Consider the following 26,311-nt stretch of genomic DNA (forward strand, 5'->3'; position numbering starts at 1 on the left):
CAATCATGAGGATCCCAAGACATTTCTGAATGTCCATAGTGCGCCATCGAAAAGGCGAAAGGATCATGATGGATGGTACAGGTAAATCAGGGGGCACCGGGCTGGATGCTGCCGCCTCATATACGGGCATATTTGTGGGCGTTGCTCAGTGGCGTATTGTTTTCTCTGGTCTTTGCCTTTCCCAGGTTGGCGGAGTCGGCCCCTGCCATCGCCTGGATTGTGTTTATCCGGTATTTTGGGGGCTTCCTGATGATTCTGCCGGTGGGAATTTGCTATCGCAGGCAGCATGGTAGAATTCGACAATCCGGGCTGTTGGGGCATTTAGCGCGCGCCGGGGCAGGGCTGGGGGCCGCCTTCTTTCTGTTCTACGCGGTGCAGGTGGTTCCGATGGCGACCGCGATCAGTGTGTCTATGACCGATGGGGCGATTTGTCTGGTATTGGCGTCACTGATCTTGAAAGAAAAGATCGGCCCGCGTCGCGCCGTGGCGGTCGCTGTGTCCCTGGCGGGCGCGATTGTGATTATTGATCCATCCGTTGGAGCGATAACAGCCTCTGCCGGGACACTGGGGGCCTTGGCGGCCCTGGCCGCTGCAGTATTCATTGCATTTGAAAGCATCACGTATCGGTATCTGGCAACCCGTGAGTCCGCCCTGTCGATTGTGTTGCATCTTAATGGCATTTCAGCCCTGATCGCCTTTATCGTTGCCCTGAATTTTGAGTTTCCACTGTCTATCGGGGATTATTGGCCGATCCTGTTCATGGGACCACTGGGGGCGTTGGGTCAATTGGCCAATGTCCGCGCCTATGCCTTGCAAGAGGCAAGCTTTTTGGCACCGATTCACTATGCAGGACTGATATTCTCGGGATTGATCGGCTATTTCTTCTTTGCCGAGATACCGACGATGCAAAGTTTTGCCGGAATGGCATTGATCCTTCTGGGCGCAGCAATCGTGCTGTATGTGAAGGCACATCCAAGGCACCCCAATCCTTAAGGGATGCCTTGGACATGTCATCTTATCAGGGAATCTAGAGTCGGCCCGTTAACATCAAGACAACAAGGACAATCAGAACGACGCCCAAAACGCCGATGCCGCCATGACCAAAACCATAGCCATAGCCACCAAAGCGTCCACTGAAACCGCCAAGCAGGAAAATTATAAGCAGGATGATTAGAATCGTACCCAAAGACATATGATACCCTCCAAAAATCCGACAAGGTCGTAGTCAGGATTACAGGACATTCTTGTCGGAATGTTAAAATTACGGAACTGCATGCGGCAGATATTGGTGCCCGCCCACAGTTCTCGCTGCCAACGAATTGGCAGTGATCGATTTTTTTAGAACTTGAAAATATCACGCACTAACGCAGATATACGGTTTCTCATACCGTTGGCGTTACGTTAGGAGATTGATTGTCGCCTGGGCGACTTTTGTGCGGCCACTGGTGAAATCGAGCAAATCCTGGCGACGGGCAGAGGTGTAGTCCGTGGCGCGCACCGTCACAAAGCCACCAACAATTTCCAGATGGAATGGCGTTTTATTCTGAATGTGTTCAGCCGCCTGACGTTCCCAATCCGCCTTAAAGATATTCTGATCTTCGCGCGTGGCCTTCAGGAATTCCGGGATGATGTGATAATCGGCCGCCCCGCTTTGCTGATAGGCCGGCTGGGTTGTCGATACGCTGCGACGATCTGTGTTGCGGCGCACCACGACTTCGTTGTTTTGGTCGACGTCCAGATAATAATCGTCGCCTTCCACTTTGTTGCCCAGCGCAGCATAATGCCAGTTTTCCGTGGCGCTTTTTGCGCCAGACAGGATGTTTTTCAAGTCACGGCTGGCATTTTGCAGGATCTCGCGCTTGGTCGGATCTTCCACATAGTCGAAATTTGAATTCAACTGATCGATGGCTTTTAATTCCCCGCCTGCGGTCAATCCAATCATTACAGGCTGCCCCAGCTTTCTGTACAGATTGTAGTCGCGTTCCCACTGTTCCTGAGGGGGCGAAAACTGTTGCAACTCCTTGATACGACTGACCGCACCTGAAAGCTCATTGCGCAGATTTGCCTTTGTATTCACCGTATCGACCGCGATCCGAACCTCGTCCAGGCGTTCAAGTGCTTTTCGCATGAAGGTGCGCTGGCCTGGTGTCACGAAGGACAGGTCGTCGGTTGATTGAGGCTGAACCTCTACCTGGCCGGACTGGTCCACGGAATAGGTAAAGGGTTGGCCCGTCAGGGTCAGGAACCCGGCGGTCTTTTCCCAGATTTCTTTAGGCTCCACCAGGCCTTGTGCGATACCGCGAATGCGCAGCGACGCAGCAGACATGATCTGCTGGCGGTTAGCGTCCAATTTTGCAGAATCCAGGATTTGTTGAATCTTTTGGGCGGGATCACCACCGGTGCCAGCTTTTTTTCCAGAACTGCCAGCCAGAATCATTGACGCGCCAGACGCTCCAGAGAACGTCCCGCTGATAGATGATCTTAATACGTCAAAGATACTCATTCCGGTGGCCTCTTTACTTTCTGTGGGCAGGCGATGCCCGTATCGAAGTCAGTATTCTACTGATCCAGATAGCATGATAATAGCACGGCGAGTCGGAACTGTCATCTGGATTTAAATCTGGTCATGCAAGGCCTATGCCGCAGGGCGGGGTATTATGCGCCATCGCAGCACCCGGCCGTCAATGGCAGCCAGGCCCAGGCTGATCATCGCCATGCCTATGATATGTGCGCCCTCCAGCCGTTCCCCCAGGAACAGAATGCCCAGCAGGATCGCGGTCACGGGGATCAGAAACGTCACCAGCATCAGGTTGGTCGCCCCGGCTGTGGCCAGCACGCGGAAATACAGAATATAGGCGACCGCCGTGCACAGGGCCGCAAGACCGATCAGCGAGAAGACAACGCCTGCCGACGGCATTGCCAGCGTCCAGGGCTTGTCGATCACCATCATCAATGGGATCAGGATGCAACTGGATGCCGTGACCTGTCCTGTGGCCGTGGCAAGCGGGGATATCCCCATGCGCCGAAACCGTCGCCCAAACACGCCTGCAAAGGCATAGGACAGCGCCGCGCCCAGACAGGCCAGTTGGGCTGCGATATCAACACCAATCTGGTTCAGGACGTCGCCTCCGATCATCAGGATCACCCCCAGAAAACCAACAACAACACCTCCCAACCGGGCAGGGGTGATCCGTTCGTCCTGAGTAAACAGATGTGCGACAATCACGGAAAACAGCGGTGTGGTTGCATTCAGGATTGATGCCAGACCCGATGCGATATGGCTTTGGCCCCACACGATCAGGGAAAACGGGATCGCGTTGTTCATCAGGCCCATCAGAAAGAACGCGCCCCAGAGTGCCGGACTGGTTGGCATGCGAAGGCCGCGAACGGTCATCACCATATACAGGATGACAGCGGCCAAACCGACGCGGCATACGACAACGGTGAAGGTCGGCAATTCCCGCACGGCCACTTCGCCAAAGAAGAACGCCCCGCCCCAGATGATGGAAAGCGTGATGATCATCAACCATTCCATCAATGTCATGGTGGGGCGTTGTGGTGCAGGGGGCATTGGTTCTTCCTTTGTGTGGGTGACGCAATATTTCATTGGAAGCAGGCTGTGCACCACCCGTTTCTTGCGATTGAATTCACCCCCGTATTAATAAAAAAACAGCCCCGCCAGGGGCGAGGCTGCTTTATATCCATTCAAGAATTGGGTCTTAACCCAGTTTGCCAATCGCAACTGCCGTGTCGGACATGCGGTTGGAAAAGCCCCATTCATTGTCGTACCAGCTTAAGATACGAACCAAGGTCCCATCAACGACCTGGGTTTGCGTCAGGTCGAAAATGGAACTGGCCTTGTTGTGATTGAAGTCTGTGGATACCAGCGGCTCATCATTGGTGGCCAGAATGCCTTTCAGGGGGCCTTCTGACGCAGCGGCGATGATGGCAGCATTGATGCTTTCGGCATCCGTCTTGTTCGTCGCATCGAATTTCAGGTCGATCAGCGAGACATTGGCGGTCGGCACGCGGATGGAGGTCCCATCCAATTTCCCTTTCAATTCCGGCAGAACCAGGCCGACAGCCTTTGCGGCCCCGGTCGAGGTCGGGATCATGGACAGGCTGGCGGCGCGGGCCCGACGTGGATCGCTGTGCAGGGTATCAACCGTGCGCTGATCACCCGTGAAGGCGTGGATGGTTGACATGAAGCCACGCTCAATCCCGACAGCCTTGTTCAACACGGCGGCCACCGGCACCAGGCAGTTTGTCGTGCAGGATGCGTTCGAGATTACCGTGTCAGACGCCTTCAGGGTCCCGTCATTCACGCCATAGACGATGGTTGCATCGGCATCGGTGCAGGGGGCGGAAACCAGAACCCGCTTTGCGCCTGCGGTCAGATGGGCGGACGCCGCGTCTTTTGAGGCGAAAATCCCGGTGCATTCCAGGGCGACATCGATGTTCAATTCTTTCCAGGGCAATTCAGCCGGGTTGCGGATCGACGTTACCTTAATCTTGCCCATGCCCAAATCCATCCAATCGTCCCCGGTGGTGATTGTGCCGGGGAAGGGGCCATGAACGCTGTCATATTTCAGCAATTGCGCGTTGGCTTTGACGGAGCCTAGATCATTGATCGCAACAAATTCGATATCCTTGCGCCCGGCTTCCATTGCCGCCCGCAGAACCAAACGGCCAATCCGACCGAACCCGTTAATCGCAACCCGAACAGCCATACTGAAACTCCTTCTTTTTGATGTGCGTTTCCTTACAGCCGCTGTAACGCCGCTGTTACCACCGCATCTGCGGTTATCCCAAAATGCTGATACAACTCTTCTGCCGGACCGGAAGCCCCGAAGCCTGTCATCCCGACAAAAACACCATCGATGCCCAGATACTTGTCCCAGCCCTGACGGATTGCCGCTTCGATGCCGATGCGGACCGCGCCATAGCCCAACACACTGTCGCGATAGCTCTGGTCCTGCGCATCGAACAGTTCAAAACAGGGCATGGAGACAACGGCGGCCCCGATCCCTTTGGCTTCCAGCGCATCCCGCGCGGCTATCGCGATTTCAACTTCGGACCCGGTGGCGATCAGGGTTACCTGACGGGGGCCACAGGCGGCTTCGAACATCACATATCCGCCACGGGCACATAGATTTTCATCCTGCGGCAGGGTGCGGATTGTCGGTAATCCCTGACGGGTCAGCGCCAGGATCGACGGGCTCTTCTTCGTGTTCAGCGCCAGGGCCCAGCACTCGGCTGTTTCCACCGCATCACAGGGGCGAAAGACATTCAAATTCGGGATTGCACGCAGCGCGGCCAGATGTTCGACCGGCTGGTGTGTCGGTCCATCCTCACCCAGGCCGATGGAATCATGGGTCATGACATAGACGACCCGCAGGCCCATCAGGGCGGACAGGCGGATTGACGGGCGGCAATAATCAGTAAAGACCATGAAGGTGCCGCCATAGGGAATGATGCCCCCATGCAGCGCCATGCCGTTCATGATGGCCGCCATGGCATGTTCGCGCACACCATAATAGATATAGCGACCGGAGAAGTCGTCTGCCGAAACTGGTGTCGTCGCCGGGGTCTTGGTATTGTTCGACCCGGTCAGGTCCGCGGAACCGCCGACCATTTCAGGAATGCTGGCGGTCAGGACTTCCAATGCCTTCTGAGAGGAGGCACGCGTCGCCAGTTTTGGCGCGTCTTCAGACAGTTTCTTTTTGTATTTGGTCAGGGCCACTTCCCAGCCATCGGGCAGGTCGCCTGCCATGGCCCGCAGGAAGGTCTTGCGTTTGGCAGCATCTGTCTTTCCAAGGGTCGCATCCCAGGCTTTGCGGGCTTTCGCGCCCCGTGCGCCAATCTTGCGCCATTCCTTCAGAATATCGTCTGGAATGTCATAAGGCGCGTGGTCCCAGCCCAGCGCGGCGCGGGTTCCGGTGATTTCATCCTTGCCCAGCGGGGCACCGTGGCTGCCTGCCGTGCCAGCCTTTTTCGGTGCACCATAGCCAATTGTCGTTTTACAGGCGATCAGCGAGGGTTTGTTGGATCGCTTGGCAGCGCGGATGGCCTTTTCCACGGCGGCTGCGTCATGACCATCGACGCTGCGTACATCCCATCCGCTGGCCTTGAAGCGTGCCGCCTGATCGTCAGAAACCGATAGAGACGTCGGACCATCAATGGAAATGCCATTGTCATCGAACAGGACGATCAGTTTGGACAATTTCAGATGCCCGGCCAGCGATATCGCTTCGTGGCTGATCCCTTCCATCAGGCATCCGTCGCCAGCGATGGCATAGGTGTAATGATCCACCAGGTCAGAGCCATATTGTGCCGCAGTCAGCTTTTCTGCCATCGCCATGCCAACGGCATTGGCCAGACCCTGGCCCAGAGGCCCGGTGGTGGTTTCAATACCAGATGCGTGACCATATTCCGGGTGACCGGCGGTCTTGGCACCCAGCTGGCGGAAGTTCTTCAGATCGTCCAGGCTCATATCCTCATAGCCGGTCAGATACAGCAGCGCATACAGCAGCATGGATCCATGCCCGGCCGACAGGACGAAACGATCCCGGTCGGGCCAGTTGGGTGCCTTGGGATCAAATTTCAGGAATTTGCTGAACAGCACCGTTGCAACATCTGCCATGCCCATCGGCATTCCGGGATGGCCAGAATTTGCGCGCTCTACACTGTCCATCGCAAGCGCCCGGATGGCATTGGCCATGGGGGAGATTGTCGGGGTCTGTTTGGTCTTCTGGGCGGCGGTCGTATTTTGTGCTGTTGGCATATCGCGTGCTCGTGTCCTAGCATGAGGGGCGGGAAGCGGCGGCAACATGCCCAGACCGGCCCATCGGGTCAACCGATTCGTGCCGGAAATCTGCATCAAACCGCCTTTGCGGCGCAGTTGACGGTCTGCTAAGAGATAGCCTAGGGTCCAACAGCGACCGTGCAGGTTTGAACAAAGGTTATTTTTATGAGTGATACGCTTCTTCCGGCTTCCTTGGAGTCTGCCTTGCAGCGCCTTGAAAAGGCTTTGGAATCTCGTCCGGCCAGCCCAACGGGAGAGAGTGGGGATGACGCACAGATTGCCGCCTTGCGCGCGGAACTGGCGGATGCCCAGGCGGAAATTGAGCATTTGCGGGGGGCCTTGAACCAGGCGAATGCCAGACGGGCGGCGGCGTTGAAAAAAGTCGATCATGCGGTCGGGCAGGTGGATGATCTGTTGGCCGGCATTGAGCCAAAGGCGGGATAAGCAAAAAATGGCACAGGTAACGATCACAATTAATGGCCGCCCCCATGTTGTTGGATGTGAGGATGGTCAAGAGCCGCGCCTGATGGAACTGGCGACACAATTGGACAAAGAAGTGCGCGGTATTGCAGGCGCGATGGGCCAGATTGGCGATTCCAGATTGTTGGTCATATCCGGCCTGTCCCTGGTTGATCGCCTGAATGATGTTGAATCGGAACTGGCCAAGGCTAAAACCGATGCCCCTGCACCACAGTCTGAGACGGCATCGCCCGATCTTTCAGCAGCGCTAGCCCAGGCAGAAGAACGCGCAAGCGCGGCAGAAGAACGTGTCAAAGCAGCTGAAGCGCGCATAGCATCGTTGACTGAAGCGCTTGAAGCACAAGCGGCGGCGGCAACAAAACGTATCGACGCTATTGCCGCGCGGCTGCAAGAAGCCTAAATATCACACGGGCGCGCTCTGTACCGCGCGTGGAGTCGATATTGTGTCCCGGGGGCTATAATCTCCTCTTGGGAGCTGCCTCTGCTGGGATCTTGGTCTCAGTATTGCGGCGCCCACCTACACTTGTAGGCTCCAGAGGAACAAAGAGTCGGCCACGGCGGCCGCGGACGCGCCCACCTGTTTCGGTTTACCTGTATCTATCGCGGATTGCTTGACTGCCGCATTTTATGGAATTGGATTGGCATTCTGATGGCCCGACCGGCACTTGTTGAGACGGAAGAACTGGTCGCGGCAAAGGTTCTGGCGCGAAAGCAGGCCATGGCCGCACGGAAAGTGGCAAAAGCCGATGCCGGGCCGGATGCGGGCCAAAGACTGGCCGATCACTTTCAAAATTTTATCTCCCCACCTGCGGGCACAATTATCTCCGGTTTTCTGTCAATCGGCAGCGAAGTGGATGTGGCACCAACGTTAAGCGCAATGGCCGGGCGCGGATGTCAGATCTGCCTACCCTGTGTCATTGCACCCAGAACCCCGCTTGTATTCAGATTGTGGCAACAGGGCGATGCATTGATCGAAGAATCTTTTGGTACCCGCGCCCCGGCCACGACTGCCGCAGAGGTGCAGCCCGATATTCTGATCGTGCCCCTGCTGTCGTTTGACCGTGCGGGATATCGTCTGGGCTATGGCGGTGGATTTTATGATCGCACGCTGGAGATGCTGCGCAAGACCAAGCCCGTCCTGGCGGTCGGAGTTGCCTATTCCGGGCAACAGGTCGATGCGGTGCTGCGCGGTCCGTTTGACCAGCCATTGGATTGGATACTCACTGAATCAGGCGGATTTCAGCCCGATAGAGAAGGCGCAGTCTGATGAAGTTGATGTTTCTGGGGGATATTGTCGGTAAGGCGGGGCGCGATGTTGTCGTGGCGGAAGTGCCACGCCTGCGCGACCAATTGGGGTTGGATTTCGTCGTCGCCAATGGGGAGAATGCGGCCCACGGTTTTGGTATTTCGCCGAAAATCTGTGAGGACCTGTTCGATGCGGGCGTCGATGTCGTCACAGGGGGCAATCACAGTTGGGATCGCCCCGAAATCCTGTCTTACATCGATGAAGAACCGCGCCTGTTGCGCCCTGCAAACTTTCCTGCCGGCACGCCGGGCAAGGGGGTCAGCCTGTTTGACAGTCGCGACGGGAAACATCGTGTTCTGGTCATCAATGTGATGTGCCGTCTGTTCATGGAACTGCTGGATAATCCCTTCGATGCGCTGGAAAAAGCCTTGCCCGAAGGCGACCCGGCGGCCGCAGGATTTGACTGTGTGCTGGTTGATATGCATGGGGAGGCAACGTCAGAGAAATATGGCATTGGCCATTTCTGTGATGGCCGCGCCAGTCTGGTTGTGGGCACTCATACCCATGTTCCAACCGGCGATGCGCATATTCTGGAACATGGCACCGGCTATCAGACCGATGCGGGCATGTGCGGCGATTACGACAGCGTCATTGGCATGCAGAAGGAAGGGTCGCTGGACCGTTTCCTGAACCGCCTGCCTAAGCCCCGTATGCAACCCGCCGAAGGGGAGGCCACCCTGTGCGGAACGGTCATCGAAACCGATCCAAAGACCGGCCTTGCCAAACGCGTTCAGCCAATACGCATCGGCGGCAAACTCAGTCCCACCTGGCCAGGCTGAAGCGCCGTTTCGTAGGATCCGTTAATTCGGGTTATGGGTTGCTGAAAAACCAACAGAGTCCACAATCTGCTCCGGCGTTGCAGAATGCATGAACATGAATTCCAGCAAAGTGAGCCGTCGCGTCGGGTTGGTCGAAATCTCTAGAACACCACCCTGACGGAGGAATTTCTGAAGCGGTTGACCAATCGCAGTATCCAATTTTGGAGACAGGTTAAAGGACTTTAGAGTATTCAACAGGAACAGCCTCAGCGTTGGCTTACCATCCAAAATCTTTGGGGCCTCCCATGGCGTCTTGTTTTCTGCCCGGATCGACATCCCCCCTACTTCAACCCGCATGGTATCATTCTCATTTGGGGTCTGATCCTCTTTCAGTGCATTAAAGACACTGACAACATTGCGGATATCGAATTCCACATCAATCTGTGTTTCAAGCCATGAATCATAGGACGAATTTGACAGGCTCAGGCGATCCTGTTGTGTATCCAAAGCATATGAAAAGCTGCCTTTGCTTATGACGTTGTCTGGCAGGTCCACATGAATTTGCGATCCGACGCCGTTCAACAGATCCCGCCGGATATCGTCCGTAATCGGTGTGTTTAGATTGTCATACGTGGCGGTCAGGGCGGTTGGTATGCCGTCGCTATAGACGATATCAGAGATCGTAAAACCGCCGAGACCCATTTGTGGCTGTCCGTCAGGTGTGGCGATCAGGTCAGACACTTCAATACGCTGCAGATGCAGGGCTTTGATGACGTCCCTGGCGGATGGCTCCCAACGCCCGTCCTGTTCCATTCGTTGCGTCAGTTTCATGGTTTCACCAGCATTCAGGCCATTCAATAGGATTTCGCCGATCGTCACTGTGGCGCCGTCAACCGCTATTGAGAGATCCCTGAGTGCGGTCTCTCCAATCATGCCGTTGTGAATGTCCGAAAGCTGAATCTGAGCAATGGGAATATCAATGCCTTCCTCTGTATCTTTCAGTGTCACCGCTTCCATCAACAGGGTGTCGGCTGAAACCTGATTAAAAATGTCGATATCGTCTGGTGTGCTGAAAGCGAAATCGGTCAAATTTCCAGTCAAATTGGATAGGGTAATAATGCCTGCCGATGTTGTGATCGTCTCGGTCTTCGAGATCGATGAAATGTTCAGAAACTGTGCCTGTTTTACAGAATTGACCCGTGTGAGCAGCAGGAAACTGTCAACTGTAACCTCAGCGCGCTGTATCGTGGTGGTTTCATCTTTGGTATCGAAGGATAGGCCATGTATGATGATTTCAGATGTCAGCGGTCTTGCTTCCAAAGTCTGATACGAGAATGTCGCATCTGGATGTCGCGCATTTTCCACCGTGACCCAATTGGCGATCTGGTCTTCGACATAGTTTGTGTACAGCGGGTAGGCTGCGGCTGCGCCGCCAACGAGAATGATCAGCGACAAAACGAAAATCACAAAATTTTTCATGTTAAACACCTTTGGCACATGCAGGGCGACGCTGCTTAAAGCTTATGGCACGCGGATTAAATTATTAGAATAAATTTTTTAAATTTCTATTTATGCTTGTCCATGTATTTTTGCACAGCCAGTTCCAAACTGTCGGCGATTTGTGCGCCAAGGGGGCCGCCTGTGCCCCGGACATTGTTTTGCAGAATGGCGCGCATGGCATTCACATGGGCCATACAGATATCAAGGGCGCCCTGATCGACTGATGTCAGGCCTTCAACAAATCGGCAGAAGGAATTGGCAATCCGGGTCATCAACGGAAAGCCGAAGCTGCCGCCCTGGCCCCGCATGTCGTGGGCCAGCTTAAACGCATCGCTCATCTGCTCGCGTCCATTCCCGACCCCTGGTTTGGCATCCAGGATCAGCTTTTCCAGGTTCTGAACATCTTCCATTGCCCAGCCTGGATAGTCATCAGACATTTTAGCTATCGCGGCCTGTGCCTTGGCCAACATTTCCGGGGTGGGACCGCCGCTGCCAGACACTTTATCTTTGATCGGATGCGGTGGTTTTATGATTTCGACTGCATCTTTATCATCATTATCATCGCCTGACTTGTCACTGGTGGTCATACGAAACCCATTCTCCAATATTCTTGAACACGTCTAAATGTGACTATTTCGCGGGATTCTGCAACCAGCTTACCGTAAATTCTTTGGTTTTCGAGGAATGCGCCCTAGATCGCCAGGGTGCTATCCTGTGGCGATCCCTTGCGTCGATTCGCACCGCCAATATCTTGCTGACGCCGCCGTCGACTGGGCCCCAGATACCGATCTGTCTTGATAAACGGCCTGGGGTTTTCAACAACCGACTTGATGCGGGCATATACGCCGTTCGCGGTAACGGGTTTCGCCAGAAACTCGGTAACCCCAGCATCTCTGGCTTCGACAATACGGTGCATTTCCGTGTGGCCGGTCAACATGATAATCGGGATAAAGGGATTGGGGCTGGTGGGATCCATTCGAACCGCACGGGTGAATTCCAGACCATCCATTGGCTCCATCATCCAATCCATGAAGATAATGTCTGGTTGCCAATTCTTTAAAAGGGCCAGGGCGTCGGAACCATCCTTGCATTCCTGTATTGTGCTGACCCCGAATTGGATCAGAATCTCCCGAACCATCACCCGCATATGGGAATTGTCTTCGGCGATCAGGACTTTCAGTCGACTAAGATTTAACGGCATAATTTTCCATTCACAGAATTAACTTTCCGTTATCATTATACACAATTTGAATATTTCAAATAGACTTAAATAATTGCTTTCGGTTGGCCTATGGGAACATCGCGTGGACGATGAAGATTGGGGTCGGGCACTGCGTCCCGTGTGGCCGGGATTGCAAAATCCGTTGGAAACGCCTAATCACAGGCGCAAAGTTCCGGGTCGCCTGTGACGGCGATTATCTGGAACTGCGCATCCTTGGATAAACAGGGTTCTGCCTCCTCATCGAAGGTGACCCATTGTATAGTATGGTGGAAGCATGGCCGGTCATTCAAAATTTAAAAACATTATGTATCGCAAAGGCGCGCAGGATCGCAAACGTGCTCAGCTTTTCGCGAAATTGGGCAAGGAAATCATGGTCGCGGCCAAAATGGGCGGCAATGGCGACCCGGATACAAATTCACGCCTGCGCCTGGCGATCCAGACCGCCAAGACGCAGTCTATGCCCAAAGATAACATAGAACGCGCGATTACAAAGGGTTTGGGCGGCGGTGAAGGCACCGATTACGAAGAAATCCGCTATGAAGGCTATGGTCCTGGCGGGGTGGCGGTCATTGTTGATGTGCTGACCGACAACCGCAATCGCTCTGCGGCCGATATCCGCTCCATCTTCAACAAGAGTGGCGGTAATCTGGGGGAAACCGGGGCGGTGTCCTTCATGTTTGATCGCGTGGGCCAAGTGGTTTTGAGCGCAGATGCCGGAGATGCCGATACGGTTTTTGAGGCTGCGCTGGAAGCCGGTGCACAGGATGTTGTCAGTTCCGATAGCGGTCACGAGATTGTCTGTGAGATTGAAGATTTAAATGAGGTATCCAAGGCGCTGGAGGCGCGGTTTGGAGAGCCTGAAGAATCAAAAATGATCTGGAAGCCACAGACATTGATTTTTGTTGAAGGCGACACAGCAGAATCACTGTTTAAACTGCTGGACAACTTGGATGACAATGACGACGTTCAGAATGTCTATGCCAATTATGATGTCTCTGACGAGACGATGGCGTCCCTGTCCGATTGATGGGGGTGATTGGCCGAAGGCATAGGATGACCGTCCGAACAGCAGTTTGGTAGGAGCGATTAACGCAATGCGCATTCTAGGCCTCGATCCGGGGCTTCGGCATACGGGCTGGGGCATTGTGGACAGCAAGGCCGGGCATTTGCAGTTTGTGGCCTGTGGCACAATCCATCCGCCTGCTGATGTTTCAATGGCTCAACGGCTTAAGGCCTTGCATGACGGCATCGGCCAGGTCATTCGGGAATGGACGCCCGATGAGGCAGGAGTTGAAGAAACTTTCCTGAACAAGAATCCGGGTACAACCCTGAAGCTGGGGCATGCAAGGGGCGTTGTACTATTGGTCCCAGCCTTGTTTGGGTTACCCGTTGCTGAATACGCTGCCAAGACTGTGAAACAGGCGGTCGTAGGCACGGGTGGGGCCAGCAAGGATCAGATCGGTGTCATGGTGCGCATGCTGTTGCCGGGCTGTGATCCGTCCGGCGAAGATGCAGCAGATGCCCTGGCTGTGGCGATCTGTCATGGACATCATGCCGATACCGGGCGGCAATGGGCCGCCGGGCGCGTTGGATAAGGGGATAATCGGTGTTCGCACGCTTAACAGGCACATTAGACGAAGTGGGCGAGGATACCGTTATTCTGGATGTCGGTGGCGTAGGCTATTTGATCTATTGCTCGGGGCGCACGCTGAGTGCCTTGCCTGGGCGGGGCGAGGCATTGCGGTTTGAGATCGAAACCCATGTGCGGGAAGACCACATTCATCTTTATGGGTTCCTGGAAAAATCAGAACGGGACTGGTTCCGTCTGTTGACCACAGTGCAAGGGGTGGGGGCGCGCGTCGCCCTGGCCATATTAAGTGTACTGACACCGGAATTGCTGACCCAGGCGGTTGCGGCCCAGGATAAGGCTGCTGTCGTGCGTGCCAATGGCGTTGGTCCGAAACTGGCCCAGCGCATCGTTTCTGAACTGAAAGACAAGGTCGGCGGTATGGCACTGGGCCCCAACACAGCAGCACAAGGCGGCAAAGCCGGAGAGTCGCACAACGCCGATGCGGGCATAGCGGAAGATGCGGTTTCTGCCCTGGTCAATCTGGGCTATGGCCGCAGCGACGCCTTCACCGCCGTTGCCAAGGCCACCCGCAATGGGGAGGCCAATGACGTTGGCGGCCTGATCCGACTGGCATTGAGGGAGCTCAGTAAATGAGTGATCCCACACACTATTCGCCTGACCGTGTTGTCAGCCCCGAGGCGGGGACCGAAGATCAGCGCGACAGCACGGTGCGCCCCTTAACCTTGTCCGAATTTGTCGGGCAGGGCGCGGTGAAGCAGAATTTGAGCATCTTCGTGGAGGCGGCGCGGGGACGGGGCGAGGCAATGGACCATGTCCTGTTTTATGGCCCGCCCGGTTTGGGCAAGACAACGCTGGCCCAGATCGTCAGCCGTGAATTGGGGGTTGGTTTCCGTGCGACATCTGGTCCTGTGATCGCCAAAGCAGGCGATCTGGCGGCGTTGTTGACCAATCTACAGCCCCGCGATGTCCTGTTCATTGACGAGATTCATCGTCTGTCCCCCGCGGTTGAGGAAATCCTGTATCCCGCGATGGAGGATTTTCAACTGGATCTGATCATTGGGGATGGCCCGTCGGCGCGCTCCGTTCGAATTGATCTGCAGCCATTTACGCTGGTTGCCGCAACGACAAGGGCCGGATTGATCACAACGCCGTTGCGGGAACGGTTTGGCATTCCGCTGCATATGAATTTCTATACTGAAGATGAATTGACCGAAATTGTGCGCCGTGCGGCGCGGGTTCTGTCGATGGATGTCACGGATGATGGTGCGCGCGAAGTCGCCCGCCGCAGCCGGGGCACGCCGCGGGTTGCCAATCGGTTGCTGCGTCGGGTGCGGGATTTTGCCTCTGTCGACGGAAATTCCGCGATCACCGCGAAATCCGCAGATGCCGCCCTGTTGCGGTTGGAGGTGGATGCGCGCGGGTTGGACGCGATGGACCGCCGGTATTTGACCTGTATCGCGGAAAACTATGGCGGCGGGCCTGTCGGGGCGGAAACCCTGGCGGCGGCTTTGGGTAATGAACGCGATGTGTTGGAGGAAGTGGTGGAACCTTTCCTTATCCAACAAGGATTGGTTCAGCGCACGCCGCGCGGTCGTATGCTTGCCCGCCAGGGCTGGTCCTATATCGGTCTGGACATGCCAGCGACAACGGCTGCGCAACTGGATCTTCTGCAAAAGGCGACGGCACAGCCCGGGGGGGATGATGACCCGTCTTAATGCGCCCCATGTAACAGACATTCGCGTCTATTATGAAGATACGGATGCTGGCGGGATCGTCTATTACGCAAATTATCTGAAATTTGCAGAGCGGGGGCGTACCGAATTCCTGCGGGATTTGGGATTTGGTCATCGCGATTTGCAGGCAAGTGATGGCGTGGGTTTTGTGGTGCGGCGCTGTGTTGTGGATTATCGAAAACCCGCAAAGTTGGATGATGCATTAAGCGTCGAATCTGATTTGCTGGCCGTGTCTGGTGCGCGCTTTGAAATGGCACAACGTGTCCTTAGAAATGCCACGATCTTGTGTGATTTAACCGTCACCTTGGGATGCGTGGATGGATCCGGTCGGCCCGTGCGCCTGCCTCAATCGGTCCGGGTGGCCTTGGATGGTTGGGGATTGATGCCAACGTGATACGTGTCGGCAGGAATTGTTACTGTGTGTTTGGTAAATCAAATCAAAGATTTGGGGCGGTTGGTCCGGTAATCGGACCTGATTAGGAAGAGAAAAGGGCAGACTATGGAACAGCAAACGGGGGACGGCCTGACAACCGGCCTCATGGATACAGTGATTTCCGGTCAGATGATGGCGCATGGTGGGGAATTATCAATTATCTCCCTGTTTCTTCAGGCGGATATTGTCGTGAAAATCGTGATGGTACTGTTGATCCTTGCCTCGGTCTGGACCTGGGCCATCATCTTTGAAAAGTCGATGCGCCTGCGCAAGATGCGCCGTCTGGCGTCGCGCTTTGAAGATGCCTTCTGGTCCGGTGGATCGCTGGAGGAACTTTATGGGCGCATCGGTCAATATCCGGCCGATCCGATGTCGTCGGTCTTTTCCTCTGCGATGCGGGAATGGGAACGCTCTGCCGGGCGCGCCACATCAGGGGCGTCATTGGGTCTGCAACAACGCATTGAACGGGTGATGCAGCTATCCATGAACCGGGAGATCGACAAGCTGGAGCGATATTTGCCGTTCCTGGCTTCTGTCGGATCAGCGGCACCCTTTGTGGGGCTTTTCGGGACGGTATGGGGAATCATGAATTCCTTTGCCTCCATCGCTGCAACGAACCAGACAAGCTTGGCCGTCGTTGCGCCTGGGATTGCAGAGGCCCTGTTTGCCACGGCATTGGGGCTTGTCGCGGCCATACCAGCGACATTGGCATACAACAAATTGTCTGCGGATCTTGGACGCTATGCCGGGCGGCTGGAAAGCTTTGCCGGTGAGTTTGGCGCCATCATCTCACGGCAATTGGATGACAGGACCTGAATCATGGGAATGCAGCTAGGATCCGACGGCATTCGACCGGGTTTGCGCAGCAAGCGCTATAAGCCTGTGTCGGAAATCAATGTGACTCCATTTGTCGATGTCATGCTGGTGCTGTTGATTGTGTTTATGGTCACAGCCCCATTGCTGTCAGTCGGGGTTCCGGTTGATCTGCCCAAGACTGAGGCGGCTAGTCTGAATGACAGCGATGAGCCGCTTGTTGTCACGGTCAATCGCGATGGCGATGTGTTCCTGGATGAAGAACCTACAGATCTGCCCCGTCTGGTGGCGACACTGGTCGCCAGTCATGGGGCCAATCCGGATATTCGGATTTTCGTGCGCGGGGATGAGCAGATCGCCTATGGCCGTGTCTTGGAAGTGATGGGCAAGATCAGCGCGGCTGGATTTAAGAAGGTCGCCCTTCTGGCGCGTCTGCCTTCACAAACGGGGGATGCACCCCCGGCGGCATCCCCCAAATGACCCAACGGCGTGAACGCGGTTAGAGGACCCAAGTAGAGACCTATGCGCGGCCCCTTCATCTTTTCAATACTGTTTCATATCGCGATTGTCGTCGCGGCCTTGATTGATTGGCCCGATAGCAGTCGCGAGTTGGTTGAATTGGGCGGACAGCAAAGCTTCGAGGTCGTCTCTGAAGAGGAATTGGCGCAATTACAGACGCCAGCGGAAACGCCGAAACCGGAAGAAAAACCGGAAGAGCCCAAGCCAGAGGAACCCAAGCCGGATCCTGCGCCTGCTCCGCCGCCACCACCGCCGGAGCCAACGCCGCCGCCGCCGCCCCCCCCACCTCCGCCAGAGCCTAAGCCGCCGGAACCGAAGCCGGAGCCGCCAAAGGCTGCGACCGCGCCCCCCGTGTTTCAGCCGCCCAAAAAGCCCAAGGAGCCTAAAAAGCCCGAGGAGCCTAAGAAGGATTTTGCCTCTTCCGTGCTGAATACCTTGGCGGATGTGAAGGATGCGCCACCGCCACCGCCCAAGCCGGAAGAAAAGAAAGAAGTCACGACGCTGAACGAAGCCGTTGCCGCTGCCCTGGGGCAACGCCCACAGCCCAGTGCTCAGGCGTCCAGTCGGTTATCCTCACAAGGCATGACGGATTCTGAATTGGCCATCGTGCGGGATCAGATCGTGCGCTGCTGGAATCCTCCGGTTGGGGCCGCGAATGTGAAAGATATGCTGGCCGTGGTGGAAATAGAGATGAATCAGAACAAGTCTGTGAACAGTGCGCGGGTGACGGAACTGTCATCCTCTGCGACGCAACAATATGGTGAAAGCGTCTTGCGGGCCGTGCAATTGTGTTCGCCGCTGAAGTTACCTGACGGCAAATATGCCGAATGGAATAAGATCATCCTGACCTTCTCGCCAAGAGACATGGTGTTTTAGGATTTTGGGAATGAACCGGTCATTAGGACCAAACCGACTGAATGCAAGCGAGGCTTAAGATGAAACGCGTTATCGCATTTTCGACGATCCTGTTGCTCTGTGTTGTAACCCTTGGTGCGGCGTCTCCGGGCGCCCGGGCTGAGGTTCGCATCGACATTACACGGGGCAATGTTGAGCCTTTGCCCATTGCCATTCCTGAATTCTTTGGTCTCAGCGCCGCTGAATCAGAATTGGGCCGAAATATTGCCGATGTGATTCAGAATGACCTGGTAAATTCCGGGCTTTTCCGCGCTGTGGATCGCGCGGCATTCAATCAGGATTCTCAAAGCCTGGCTGTGCGCCCCCGGTTTGAATCCTGGCGCAAGATTGACGCCCAGGCCCTGGTCAGCGGTAAGATTTCCGTTGAACAGGATGGCCGTGTCACGGTGGAATTCCGGTTATGGGACGTCTTTGCGGCAGAACATATGCTGGGGCGTCGCTATTCTGCGGATTCAAATACCTGGCGCCGTGTTGCCCATGTGGTTGCGGACGCGATCTATAAGCGGATTACCGGGGAAGATGGGTACTTTGACAGCCAGATCGTCTATGTCGCCAAAAGCGGGCCAAAGGACAATCGGACGTACCGATTGGCGATCATGGATCAGGACAGCGCCAACCATCGCTATCTGACCGATGGCAGCAGCATTGTTGAAAAGCCCCGGTTTTCGCCTGCGCGTAAGGAAATCGTTTATCTGGATTTCTTTAACAACATGCGCCGTGTGTATTTATTCAATCTGGAAACAGCCCGTCGCGAACTTTTGGGCTCTTTCGATGGCATGACATTTTCGCCGCGTTTCTCGCCCGATGGAAACCGGGTCGTGATGACGTTCGAACAGAACGGAAATTCTGAGATTTATTCGATGGATCTGCGGACAAGGCAATCATCCCGCTTGACCAATGAACCAGGGATCGACACCTCTCCCAGCTATTCTCCCGATGGCTCGCGGGTGGTTTTTGAATCGGATCGTGGTGGTGTGCAACAGATTTATGTGATGAATGCAGACGGGTCTGACGTCCAGCGTATCAGTTTCGGGGATGGTCACTATGCGACACCGGTATGGTCGCCACGCGGCGATTTGATCGCCTTTACGAAAATCTATAAGGGAGAGTTCTATATCGGCGTCATGCGACCCGATGGAACCGGCGAGCGCCTGTTGGTCAATGGCTATCACAATGAGGGTCCAACCTGGTCCCCGAATGGCCGTGTTCTGATGTTTTATCGCGAGACGCGTGGGGACAAGGGTGAATCCTATCTCTATTCCATCGACATAACCGGCTATAACGAAAGACGAATTCCAACTCCAGGCTACGCCGCTGATCCGGCGTGGTCCCCCCTTAATCGGTAAAGTTGGGGCTGTGATATCGCATATCTGCCACTACTCGGGTCAAATAATTGATAAATATTGAGGTAGATGTCCCGTATCGGCGCAGATTCAGTTGAAAAGCGTGTAAAGGCATGTTTATTATTGCACCGCCGAAGGATTAGGGTGGTTCGCATCCTCGTCCCGCGTCGGAGTGACACGAGATTTACACGTCGCCCTATTTTGAGGCGACTGCGTAGGGGGTACCTCAATGCGCTTACAAGTTATTGCCTTGCTGGCAGCCGTTGCCTTGGTGTCGGCATGCTCTTCATCCGGCGACGAAGCTGCGATGACCGAGAACACTGGAACACAAACACAGGCCGTCGCGCCACCACCTCCTCCTCCGGCACCTGCTGGTCCGGTTGCAGGTTCTATTGAGCAGTTCATGCAGGTTGCTGGCGACCGCGTGTTCTTCGCAACAGACCGCTCGGATCTTTCTGATCAAGCACAGGCAGCTTTGGATGCACAGGCCAAATGGCTTGCCGCGTTCCCGGCTGTGGTCGTGACGATCGAAGGTCATGCTGATGAGCGTGGGACGGATGATTACAACTTGGCTCTGAGCGCACGCCGCGCTGCTGCTGCCCGCGATTATTTGATCGCAAAGGGTGTTTCAGCCAGCCGCATTCAGACCTTGGCGTTTGGCGAAAGCCGCCCGGTTGCTACCGGTTCGAATGAGGCCGCTTGGGCTCAGAACCGCCGTGCAGTGACTGTTTTGACGGGTGGCTATAACAGCTAACCCATCGCGTAGAAGTGTTTTAGGCGGTCGTCTGGAAATCCCTGACGGCCGCCTATTTTTTTGGTGCTGCCAAAATTTTGCCACGATGTAAGCGCAAGAGTTAGATCATGAAAAAGACAAATCTTCGTATTCTGCCGTTGTCCGTAACCCGTCAGGCGCTGGCCGTTGTTGTGGGCCTTGTTCTGGCTGTTGCTGGCTTGGCCTCCGTGCCGGCTCAGGCCCAGGATGTCGCGCGTGAATTGCAGAACCTGAAGCGGGATTTGGCGACACTTCAGCGCTATGTCTACAATGGCAAGTCCGGGCCGGTTCCGACACTCAGCGAGGATACCGCGTCCAGTGCGGGGGCGGGTTTGCCCTCTGACGCAGCGGCGCAGATCCAGATCAAGCTACAGGAAATGGAGCGGCAGTTGCGCGTATCCACCGGCAAGCTGGAGGAAACCGAGTTTAAACTGCGCCAATTGGATCAGCGTCTTGATACCGCCCTGGCGGATATCGACTATCGCCTTACAAAGCTGGAAGGGGGCAATCCCAATGCACCCCAACAGACCGGTTCCTTGAGCGGCAATGCGGCTGCGTCGTCAAATCAACCGCAACAAATTATTCCCGTACCGGGGCAGTCATCGACAACCGTAATCTCTTCGGAAGGGTCACAAGGCCCCGGCTCGACCTCTGGAAACGCGACTGCGGGCAAACCAGGCACATTGGGCACATTGATTGTAGACGGGCAGGGTAATGTGATCGGGGGGCAAGCCTCTGCCTCCGCGACCCAAGGGTCCAGCCCGATGTCTGCATCGGGATCCAACACAACAACGCCCAGTGTCCCGCAAGCCGCCCCCAGTTCCGGGCCGGTTGCGGGCAGCGATCTTTCCACCGTCAGCCAGGCGGATACCGCGTCGCTGCCAACGGAACCGCAAGCCCTGTATGATTACAGCCTGGGTCTGATGCGGCAGGGAGATTATGCGGGGGCGGAGTCTGCGCTGAAGGTCTTCCTGGACAAACATTCGGACTCACCGCTGGTCAGTTCCGCGATTTATTGGTTGGGCGAAACCTATTACGTGCGCGATAACTATCGTGATGCAGCCTTTTCCTTTGTGGATGTCTATTCCAAACACCCAAAAAGCAACAAAGCGCCCGACAGCTTGTTGAAACTGGGTATGTCCCTGTTTGCCCTGGGCAATAAGTCTGAAGCCTGCACCGCCTTCCAGACCTTGAAGTCTGATTATCCGGATGCGCGGCGCGCAGTTCTGAAACTGGCGGAAGACCGTTCCGCGCAATATGGGTGCTGATCCAGGATTACTGGAACAGCAGCAGACAGGTTTGCTGCGGGGAAGGATCCCGATGCCTGTAACACCGATCACAAATCAAGAATTTTCGAACCAATTGATCAGTTTGGCCTATCCGGGAACAGCGCCGCCGCTGGTGGCCTGCTCCGGCGGGCCAGACAGCATCGCGCTGGTTTTTCTGGCGGATCAATGGGCTCAGACTCAGGGGATGCGCGCCCGGGCAGTCTGTGTCGATCATGGCTTACGGGCTGAGGCTGGCGCGGAAGCGCAGGGGGTTGCGCGCGCCCTGAATGAATATGGTGTTGTAACCTCTGTCTTACGTCATGAAGGACGCAAACCGGTTCGCGACATTCAGGCGGCGGCGCGGCAGATTCGCTTTCGGTTGCTGACCGATTGGGTTCAGGCGAGCGACCAGGCATACAAGCATATTTTTCTGGCGCATCATCAGGATGATCAGGCGGAAACGGTCCTGTTGCGATTGGCGCGGGGCAGCGGCGTTGATGGGCTTGCGGCGATGGCACCGGTAACTCAGCGCGATGGCATGACATTGCTGCGTCCGCTGTTGTCCTTTCCCAAGGCACGATTGCTGGCGACCGCACAGGCATCGGGCCTGCCCATCGTGAAAGATCCATCCAATGGCGATCGGGCGTTCGCCCGTGTTCGAATGCGCCAAATGCAGGAAAGTCTGGCTGCGGAAGGTCTGACGCCTGAGCGATTGGGAAAAACGGCGGAGCGTATGGCCAGGGCAGGTGCGGCGCTGACCGAGGCCCGGGATCAGTTTTTGAACGATCATGTGGTCTGTGATCCTGCGGGCTTCGCGACATGCAATGCGGCAACCTTATGCGACCTTCCCGAAGAGATTGCCTTGCGCTGTCTGTCCCATATGCTGCGCATTCTGGGGGGCAATGACTATCCGCCCCGGGAAGAACATGTCATTGCCCTGCACCGCGCATTGGCTCAGGACCCCATGGCTTTGACGGGGTTGCAAGGGGGGCGCACCGTCTCTGGCGTCCAGATTATGCCGTGGCGAGACCATGTGCTGTTCTGTCGTGAAGCTGCGGGCATGACCGGTGATCTTGCAATTGCCAACCGGACTTTGTGGGATAATCGCTACGACTGCCGGTTCGCGCCGCAGGCAGTTGCCGACCCTGGTTTCACCATTGGCCCGCTTGGACGGGATGGTCTGGCCTGGGCGCGGGAGCGTGCGCCACAGGCTTTGGCGGCCTTGCCCGGCGCCGTCCGGGTGACCCTGCCGGCGCTTCGGCATAGCGCAGACCTGGCCGCCATTCCCCATCTGGGGCTGACGACAGGTGAGTCTGCGGCCCAAGACTATCCCATTGGTACGATTGGCTATCGGTCGGTATCGCCGGCCTGGGGTGAGGCATTTAGGCAGCGGTTCAGCTTTTCACACTGATTGGGCGATTTAGACCGGGCCCGCCCTTTTCAAATGCTGCGTGACGTCCTATGTAACATCACAATGACAATTGAGCGCGTGTCTGGGAGCAACTCTGCTGGACGGAACGGTGTTTTCTCGCTTTAATGAGGAAATACGCGGTGCTCAATCCCGCATTTATGGCAAAAGGGGCCGCTGTTTGGCAGCCTCGACGGAAGGACGACTGCAACCGTGAACTTTTTCGGCAAGAATCTGGCGCTCTGGATTGTCATCATTGTTTTATTGCTGTTCCTGATCAATCAGTTTGATAGCGGACGCAATCAGGTTCAGGCGGAAAGCACCGCATATTCTGAATTCTTGAAGCAGGTCGATTCCGGTTCCGTGCAAAGCGTGCGGATGAATGGTCAGGAAATCACGGGTAAATACACCTCCGGTCAGGATTTTAAAACCTATGCGCCGGATGATCCAAACCTGGTCTCTACGCTGACCAGCCGCGGTGTGCGTGTTGAAGCCATTCCCCCGGATAACAGCATTTCTCTGACTTCGATCCTGTTGAATGCACTGCCAATCCTGCTACTGATCGGGTTCTGGTTCTTCATCTTCCGCCAGATGCAGGGCGGTGGTGGCAAGGCTATGGGCTTTGGTAAGTCCAAGGCGAAGCTGCTGACCGAAAAGCACGGTCGGGTCCTGTTTGAGGACGTCGCCGGTATTGATGAAGCCAAGCAGGAATTGCAGGAAGTTGTCGAGTTCCTGCGCGATCCCCAGAAATTTCAGCGCCTTGGGGGTAAAATTCCTAAAGGCGTGCTGCTGGTCGGTCCTCCCGGCACGGGTAAGACACTGACGGCGCGGGCTGTCGCGGGTGAGGCCAATGTGCCGTTCTTCACCATTTCTGGTTCTGATTTCGTTGAGATGTTCGTCGGCGTTGGCGCCAGCCGCGTCCGGGACATGTTCGAACAGGGCAAGAAAAACGCACCCTGCATCATCTTCATCGATGAAATTGATGCGGTGGGTCGCCATCGTGGTGCCGGCCTGGGTGGCGGTAATGACGAGCGCGAACAGACCCTTAACCAGTTGCTGGTTGAGATGGACGGCTTTGAGGCCAATGAAGGTGTGATCCTGATCGCCGCAACGAACCGTCCAGATGTGTTGGACCCCGCTTTGCTGCGCCCTGGTCGGTTTGACCGTCAGGTTGTGGTCCCGAACCCGGATATTCTGGGTCGGGAGAAGATTCTTAAAGTGCATCTGCGCAAGGTGCCGATGGCACCCGATGTTGATGCTAAGGTTATTGCACGCGGTACGCCCGGTTTCTCTGGTGCTGATCTGGCCAATCTGGTGAACGAGGCGGCCCTGTTGGCCGCGCGTCGCAATCGTCGCGTTGTGTCGATGCAGGAATTGGAAGACGCCAAGGACAAGGTCATGATGGGCTCTGAACGCCGGTCTATGGTGATGTCTGAGGAAGAAAAAACGCTGACGGCCTATCACGAGGCCGGCCATGCCCTGGTTGGCATTCATGTCGCGGGTAATGATCCGCTGCACAAGGTCACCATCATCCCGCGTGGCCGGGCGTTGGGCGTGACGATGAACCTGCCAGAGCGGGACCGTCTGGGCTATAAGAAGCTGGAAATGCATGCCAAGCTGGCCATGATGTATGGCGGGCGCGCGGCAGAAGATATCATTTTCGGTCCGGAAAATGTTACCACTGGGGCGTCCAACGATCTGCAACAGGCAACCGGTCTGGCACGGCGCATGGTCACCGAATTTGGCATGTCGGACAAGCTGGGGCGTCTGCGCTATTCAGATAATCAGGAAGAAGTCTTCCTGGGGCATTCCGTTGCGAAGACCCAGAATATCTCAGAGAAAACCGCTCAACTGATTGACGAAGAAGTGCGTCGCATCTGCGAAGAAGCGGAAACCCTGTGTTACGACGTTCTGCGTAAAAATCAGGATGAATTGCACACGATCGCAAAGGCCCTGTTGGAATATGAAACCCTGTCTGGGGCGGATGTCCACAAGCTGTTGCGTGGCGAGTCGATTGAACGTCCGGAAGATGATGAGCCAAGCCCGAAAAGTGGGGGACGTGCCTCTGTGCCGACCACGGGTAAACCTCTCTCGCCATCCGCATCTGCGGATCCAGAGCCGGGTCCTGCGGAATAGTTGGAGCCTGATCAATGTGGGTATGGTCCCCACATTGATCTTGGTTTGACCATGCCGAACCAATCTGACGATACATTCTATCCAGACCTACCATATTTCGAAGAATTTGGCGCCTTCACGGACGAGACATTGTTTCGATCCGTGCCGGAGGATTGGCATGTCATCATTGCCGATATTCGGAATTCAACCCGTGCCGTGGCGGAAGGTCGCTATAAGCATGTCAATATTGTTGGCACGGCTTGTATAACGGCATCTTTGAATGCGGTTCGGAAAGCTGCGGGCGAGACCACGGAAATTCCCTATAGTTTCGGTGGGGATGGCGCGACCCTCCTGGTACCGGATATCTTGCTTTCTTGCGTGCGCAAGGCGCTGATGGCTTCCGCCTTGATGGCACAAAGGGAGTTTGGCTTTGATTTGCGCATCGGGTCTGTTTCCGTAAAGGAAATTCGTGCCCAGGGCCGCGATGTCACTGTGTCCAAACTGCGTCTCAGCCCGGGCAATGAACTGGCCTTGTTTGGCGGCGGCGGCATTTTTTTGGCTGATTCTCTGATCAAAAGTGATGATCTTGGAGAAAACGGGTATCTCTTTGTGTCCGATGGAGATGAGGGGGAAGCAGATATGACAGGATTGTCCTGTCGTTGGGAGCCCCTGAAATCCCGCAATGGACAGGTATTAAGCCTGATGCTTTATGCGACTTCCGAAAGCGGGGCGCAGCGCCGAAAGATATATGATCGGGTTTTGGCGAAAATAAGTGAAATTCTGGGGGGGGATTTGAAATCCGCCAGCCCGGTGACTGCAGATACAATGCGGTTCAAATGGATTCCGCAAGGTCTGCGGATGGAGGCCCAATTGACCCGGGGGGCCCAATCCTTTGCCCGTCGTTTGATGTTTCTGCTGTATCAGAGCTTTATTCAATACATTCTGGAACGGTGTAATCTGGCGGTCGGCGATTATAATGCGCCGACCTATCGTGAGGAAGTACGGGCAAATTCCGACTATCGGCGGTTTGACGATGTCCTGCGATTTGTTTTGGACTGTAGCCAGACGCAGATACAGGCGATTGAGGATCTGCTGACGAAGGAACGTCAGGCCGGCGCCATCGCCTATGGCCTGCATAAATCAGACACCGCTCTGATGACCTGCCTGGTGTTCAACCTGGAACAGAGCGAACATCTGCATTTCATCGATGGCGGCGATGGCGGCTTCACAAAAGCTAGCGTCCAATTCAAACAGCAGTTGAAGGCGGGATAGGGCCGTCAGCCGCAATCCTTGTCTATTGGGCGACTCCGCCGCATAAATACGGACATTC

The 26,311-nt window shown here is 55.6% G+C and carries 27 protein-coding genes; 19 read left to right on the top strand and 8 right to left on the bottom strand.

Annotation, left to right across the window (positions count from 1 at the left end; translation table 11 throughout):
• Positions 1 to 72 precede the first annotated feature (72 nt).
• The gene (locus tag ACOSDM_RS18350; protein ID WP_420726017.1) at positions 73 to 993 is read left to right on the top strand and encodes a DMT family transporter; all 921 of its coding nucleotides are present in this window, start codon (positions 73 to 75) and stop codon (positions 991 to 993) included.
• A 34-nt stretch (positions 994 to 1,027) separates the two neighbouring features.
• Here ACOSDM_RS18350 and ACOSDM_RS18355 read toward each other — a convergent pair whose 3' ends face one another.
• From ACOSDM_RS18355 to tkt, 5 genes are all read right to left on the bottom strand, one after another.
• The gene (locus tag ACOSDM_RS18355; RefSeq protein WP_420726018.1) at positions 1,028 to 1,192 is read right to left on the bottom strand and encodes a DUF3309 family protein; all 165 of its coding nucleotides are present in this window, start codon (positions 1,190 to 1,192) and stop codon (positions 1,028 to 1,030) included.
• 204 nt (positions 1,193 to 1,396) lie between these two features.
• Positions 1,397 to 2,503, bottom strand: coding sequence for a hypothetical protein (locus tag ACOSDM_RS18360; RefSeq protein ID WP_420726019.1), 1,107 nt, complete (start codon positions 2,501 to 2,503; stop codon positions 1,397 to 1,399).
• 132 nt (positions 2,504 to 2,635) lie between these two features.
• Positions 2,636 to 3,571, bottom strand: a complete 936-nt coding sequence (locus ACOSDM_RS18365; protein WP_420726020.1) for a DMT family transporter — start codon at positions 3,569 to 3,571, stop codon at positions 2,636 to 2,638.
• A 148-nt stretch (positions 3,572 to 3,719) separates the two neighbouring features.
• Positions 3,720 to 4,730 (bottom strand): type I glyceraldehyde-3-phosphate dehydrogenase, encoded by a 1,011-nt coding sequence (gap, locus tag ACOSDM_RS18370; protein ID WP_420726021.1) that lies wholly within the window; start codon positions 4,728 to 4,730, stop codon positions 3,720 to 3,722.
• A 32-nt stretch (positions 4,731 to 4,762) separates the two neighbouring features.
• The gene (tkt, locus tag ACOSDM_RS18375) at positions 4,763 to 6,784 is read right to left on the bottom strand and encodes a transketolase (protein WP_420726022.1); all 2,022 of its coding nucleotides are present in this window, start codon (positions 6,782 to 6,784) and stop codon (positions 4,763 to 4,765) included.
• Between the two features lie 186 nt (positions 6,785 to 6,970).
• Here tkt and ACOSDM_RS18380 point away from each other — a divergent pair, with 186 nt between their 5' ends.
• The 4 genes from ACOSDM_RS18380 (at position 6,971) to ACOSDM_RS18395 (ending at position 9,370) form a co-directional block, all read left to right on the top strand.
• On the top strand, positions 6,971 to 7,249 hold the full coding sequence (locus ACOSDM_RS18380; protein ID WP_420726023.1) for a hypothetical protein: 279 nt from the start codon (positions 6,971 to 6,973) through the stop codon (positions 7,247 to 7,249).
• 7 nt (positions 7,250 to 7,256) lie between these two features.
• Positions 7,257 to 7,685 carry a cell division protein ZapA gene (locus ACOSDM_RS18385; protein ID WP_420726024.1) on the top strand — a complete coding sequence of 143 codons (429 nt, stop codon included), beginning with the start codon at positions 7,257 to 7,259 and terminating at the stop codon, positions 7,683 to 7,685.
• Positions 7,686 to 7,934: 249 nt separating this feature from the next.
• Complete coding sequence (locus tag ACOSDM_RS18390; RefSeq protein WP_420726025.1) at positions 7,935 to 8,552, top strand: 5-formyltetrahydrofolate cyclo-ligase; 618 nt, start codon at positions 7,935 to 7,937, stop codon at positions 8,550 to 8,552.
• Entirely contained in the window at positions 8,552 to 9,370 is an 819-nt protein-coding gene (locus tag ACOSDM_RS18395; RefSeq protein ID WP_420726026.1) for a TIGR00282 family metallophosphoesterase, read from the top strand. The genes ACOSDM_RS18390 and ACOSDM_RS18395 overlap by 1 nt, the downstream gene beginning before the upstream one ends.
• 21 nt (positions 9,371 to 9,391) lie before the next feature.
• On the opposite strand, the gene ACOSDM_RS18400 is transcribed toward ACOSDM_RS18395, so the two are convergent.
• From ACOSDM_RS18400 to ACOSDM_RS18410, 3 genes are all read right to left on the bottom strand, one after another.
• On the bottom strand, positions 9,392 to 10,828 hold the full coding sequence (locus ACOSDM_RS18400; RefSeq protein ID WP_420726027.1) for a hypothetical protein: 1,437 nt from the start codon (positions 10,826 to 10,828) through the stop codon (positions 9,392 to 9,394).
• An 86-nt stretch (positions 10,829 to 10,914) separates the two neighbouring features.
• The gene (locus ACOSDM_RS18405; RefSeq protein ID WP_420726028.1) at positions 10,915 to 11,436 is read right to left on the bottom strand and encodes an Hpt domain-containing protein; all 522 of its coding nucleotides are present in this window, start codon (positions 11,434 to 11,436) and stop codon (positions 10,915 to 10,917) included.
• 104 nt (positions 11,437 to 11,540) lie between these two features.
• Complete coding sequence (locus ACOSDM_RS18410; RefSeq protein ID WP_420726029.1) at positions 11,541 to 12,050, bottom strand: response regulator; 510 nt, start codon at positions 12,048 to 12,050, stop codon at positions 11,541 to 11,543.
• Positions 12,051 to 12,345: 295 nt separating this feature from the next.
• Between ACOSDM_RS18410 and ACOSDM_RS18415 the strand changes: the two genes are divergently transcribed.
• The 14 genes from ACOSDM_RS18415 (at position 12,346) to ACOSDM_RS18480 (ending at position 26,253) form a co-directional block, all read left to right on the top strand.
• Positions 12,346 to 13,098: a YebC/PmpR family DNA-binding transcriptional regulator gene (locus tag ACOSDM_RS18415; RefSeq protein WP_420726030.1), complete on the top strand. Its 753-nt coding sequence runs from the start codon at positions 12,346 to 12,348 to the stop codon at positions 13,096 to 13,098.
• A 67-nt stretch (positions 13,099 to 13,165) separates the two neighbouring features.
• Positions 13,166 to 13,666, top strand: a complete 501-nt coding sequence (gene ruvC / locus ACOSDM_RS18420) for a crossover junction endodeoxyribonuclease RuvC (RefSeq protein ID WP_420726031.1) — start codon at positions 13,166 to 13,168, stop codon at positions 13,664 to 13,666.
• Positions 13,667 to 13,677: 11 nt separating this feature from the next.
• A complete protein-coding gene (gene ruvA / locus ACOSDM_RS18425; RefSeq protein WP_420726032.1) occupies positions 13,678 to 14,295 on the top strand; it encodes a Holliday junction branch migration protein RuvA in 618 nt (205 codons plus the stop codon).
• Positions 14,292 to 15,377 carry a Holliday junction branch migration DNA helicase RuvB gene (ruvB, locus tag ACOSDM_RS18430; protein WP_420726033.1) on the top strand — a complete coding sequence of 362 codons (1,086 nt, stop codon included), beginning with the start codon at positions 14,292 to 14,294 and terminating at the stop codon, positions 15,375 to 15,377. The genes ruvA and ruvB overlap by 4 nt, the downstream gene beginning before the upstream one ends.
• Complete coding sequence (gene ybgC / locus ACOSDM_RS18435) at positions 15,361 to 15,789, top strand: tol-pal system-associated acyl-CoA thioesterase (protein WP_420726034.1); 429 nt, start codon at positions 15,361 to 15,363, stop codon at positions 15,787 to 15,789. The genes ruvB and ybgC overlap by 17 nt, the downstream gene beginning before the upstream one ends.
• A gap of 105 nt (positions 15,790 to 15,894) precedes the next feature.
• Complete coding sequence (gene tolQ, locus ACOSDM_RS18440; protein ID WP_420726035.1) at positions 15,895 to 16,644, top strand: protein TolQ; 750 nt, start codon at positions 15,895 to 15,897, stop codon at positions 16,642 to 16,644.
• 3 nt (positions 16,645 to 16,647) lie between these two features.
• Positions 16,648 to 17,121, top strand: coding sequence for a protein TolR (tolR, locus tag ACOSDM_RS18445; protein WP_420726036.1), 474 nt, complete (start codon positions 16,648 to 16,650; stop codon positions 17,119 to 17,121).
• Positions 17,122 to 17,163: 42 nt separating this feature from the next.
• Positions 17,164 to 18,036 (top strand): hypothetical protein, encoded by an 873-nt coding sequence (locus ACOSDM_RS18450; RefSeq protein ID WP_420726037.1) that lies wholly within the window; start codon positions 17,164 to 17,166, stop codon positions 18,034 to 18,036.
• Positions 18,037 to 18,095: 59 nt separating this feature from the next.
• The gene (gene tolB, locus ACOSDM_RS18455; RefSeq protein ID WP_420726038.1) at positions 18,096 to 19,421 is read left to right on the top strand and encodes a Tol-Pal system beta propeller repeat protein TolB; all 1,326 of its coding nucleotides are present in this window, start codon (positions 18,096 to 18,098) and stop codon (positions 19,419 to 19,421) included.
• Between the two features lie 226 nt (positions 19,422 to 19,647).
• Positions 19,648 to 20,172: a peptidoglycan-associated lipoprotein Pal gene (pal, locus tag ACOSDM_RS18460; RefSeq protein WP_420726039.1), complete on the top strand. Its 525-nt coding sequence runs from the start codon at positions 19,648 to 19,650 to the stop codon at positions 20,170 to 20,172.
• A gap of 107 nt (positions 20,173 to 20,279) precedes the next feature.
• Positions 20,280 to 21,458 carry a tol-pal system protein YbgF gene (ybgF, locus tag ACOSDM_RS18465; RefSeq protein ID WP_420726040.1) on the top strand — a complete coding sequence of 393 codons (1,179 nt, stop codon included), beginning with the start codon at positions 20,280 to 20,282 and terminating at the stop codon, positions 21,456 to 21,458.
• 52 nt (positions 21,459 to 21,510) lie between these two features.
• Positions 21,511 to 22,869, top strand: a complete 1,359-nt coding sequence (gene tilS, locus ACOSDM_RS18470; protein WP_420726041.1) for a tRNA lysidine(34) synthetase TilS — start codon at positions 21,511 to 21,513, stop codon at positions 22,867 to 22,869.
• A 210-nt stretch (positions 22,870 to 23,079) separates the two neighbouring features.
• Complete coding sequence (gene ftsH, locus ACOSDM_RS18475; RefSeq protein ID WP_420726042.1) at positions 23,080 to 25,002, top strand: ATP-dependent zinc metalloprotease FtsH; 1,923 nt, start codon at positions 23,080 to 23,082, stop codon at positions 25,000 to 25,002.
• Between the two features lie 51 nt (positions 25,003 to 25,053).
• Entirely contained in the window at positions 25,054 to 26,253 is a 1,200-nt protein-coding gene (locus ACOSDM_RS18480) for a DUF3095 domain-containing protein (protein ID WP_420726043.1), read from the top strand.
• The last annotated feature ends 58 nt before the right edge of the window (positions 26,254 to 26,311 follow it).

The organism is Hwanghaeella sp. LZ110, assembly GCF_048892525.1.
Classification (GTDB): Bacteria; Pseudomonadota; Alphaproteobacteria; order UBA8366; family Aestuariispiraceae; genus Pacificispira.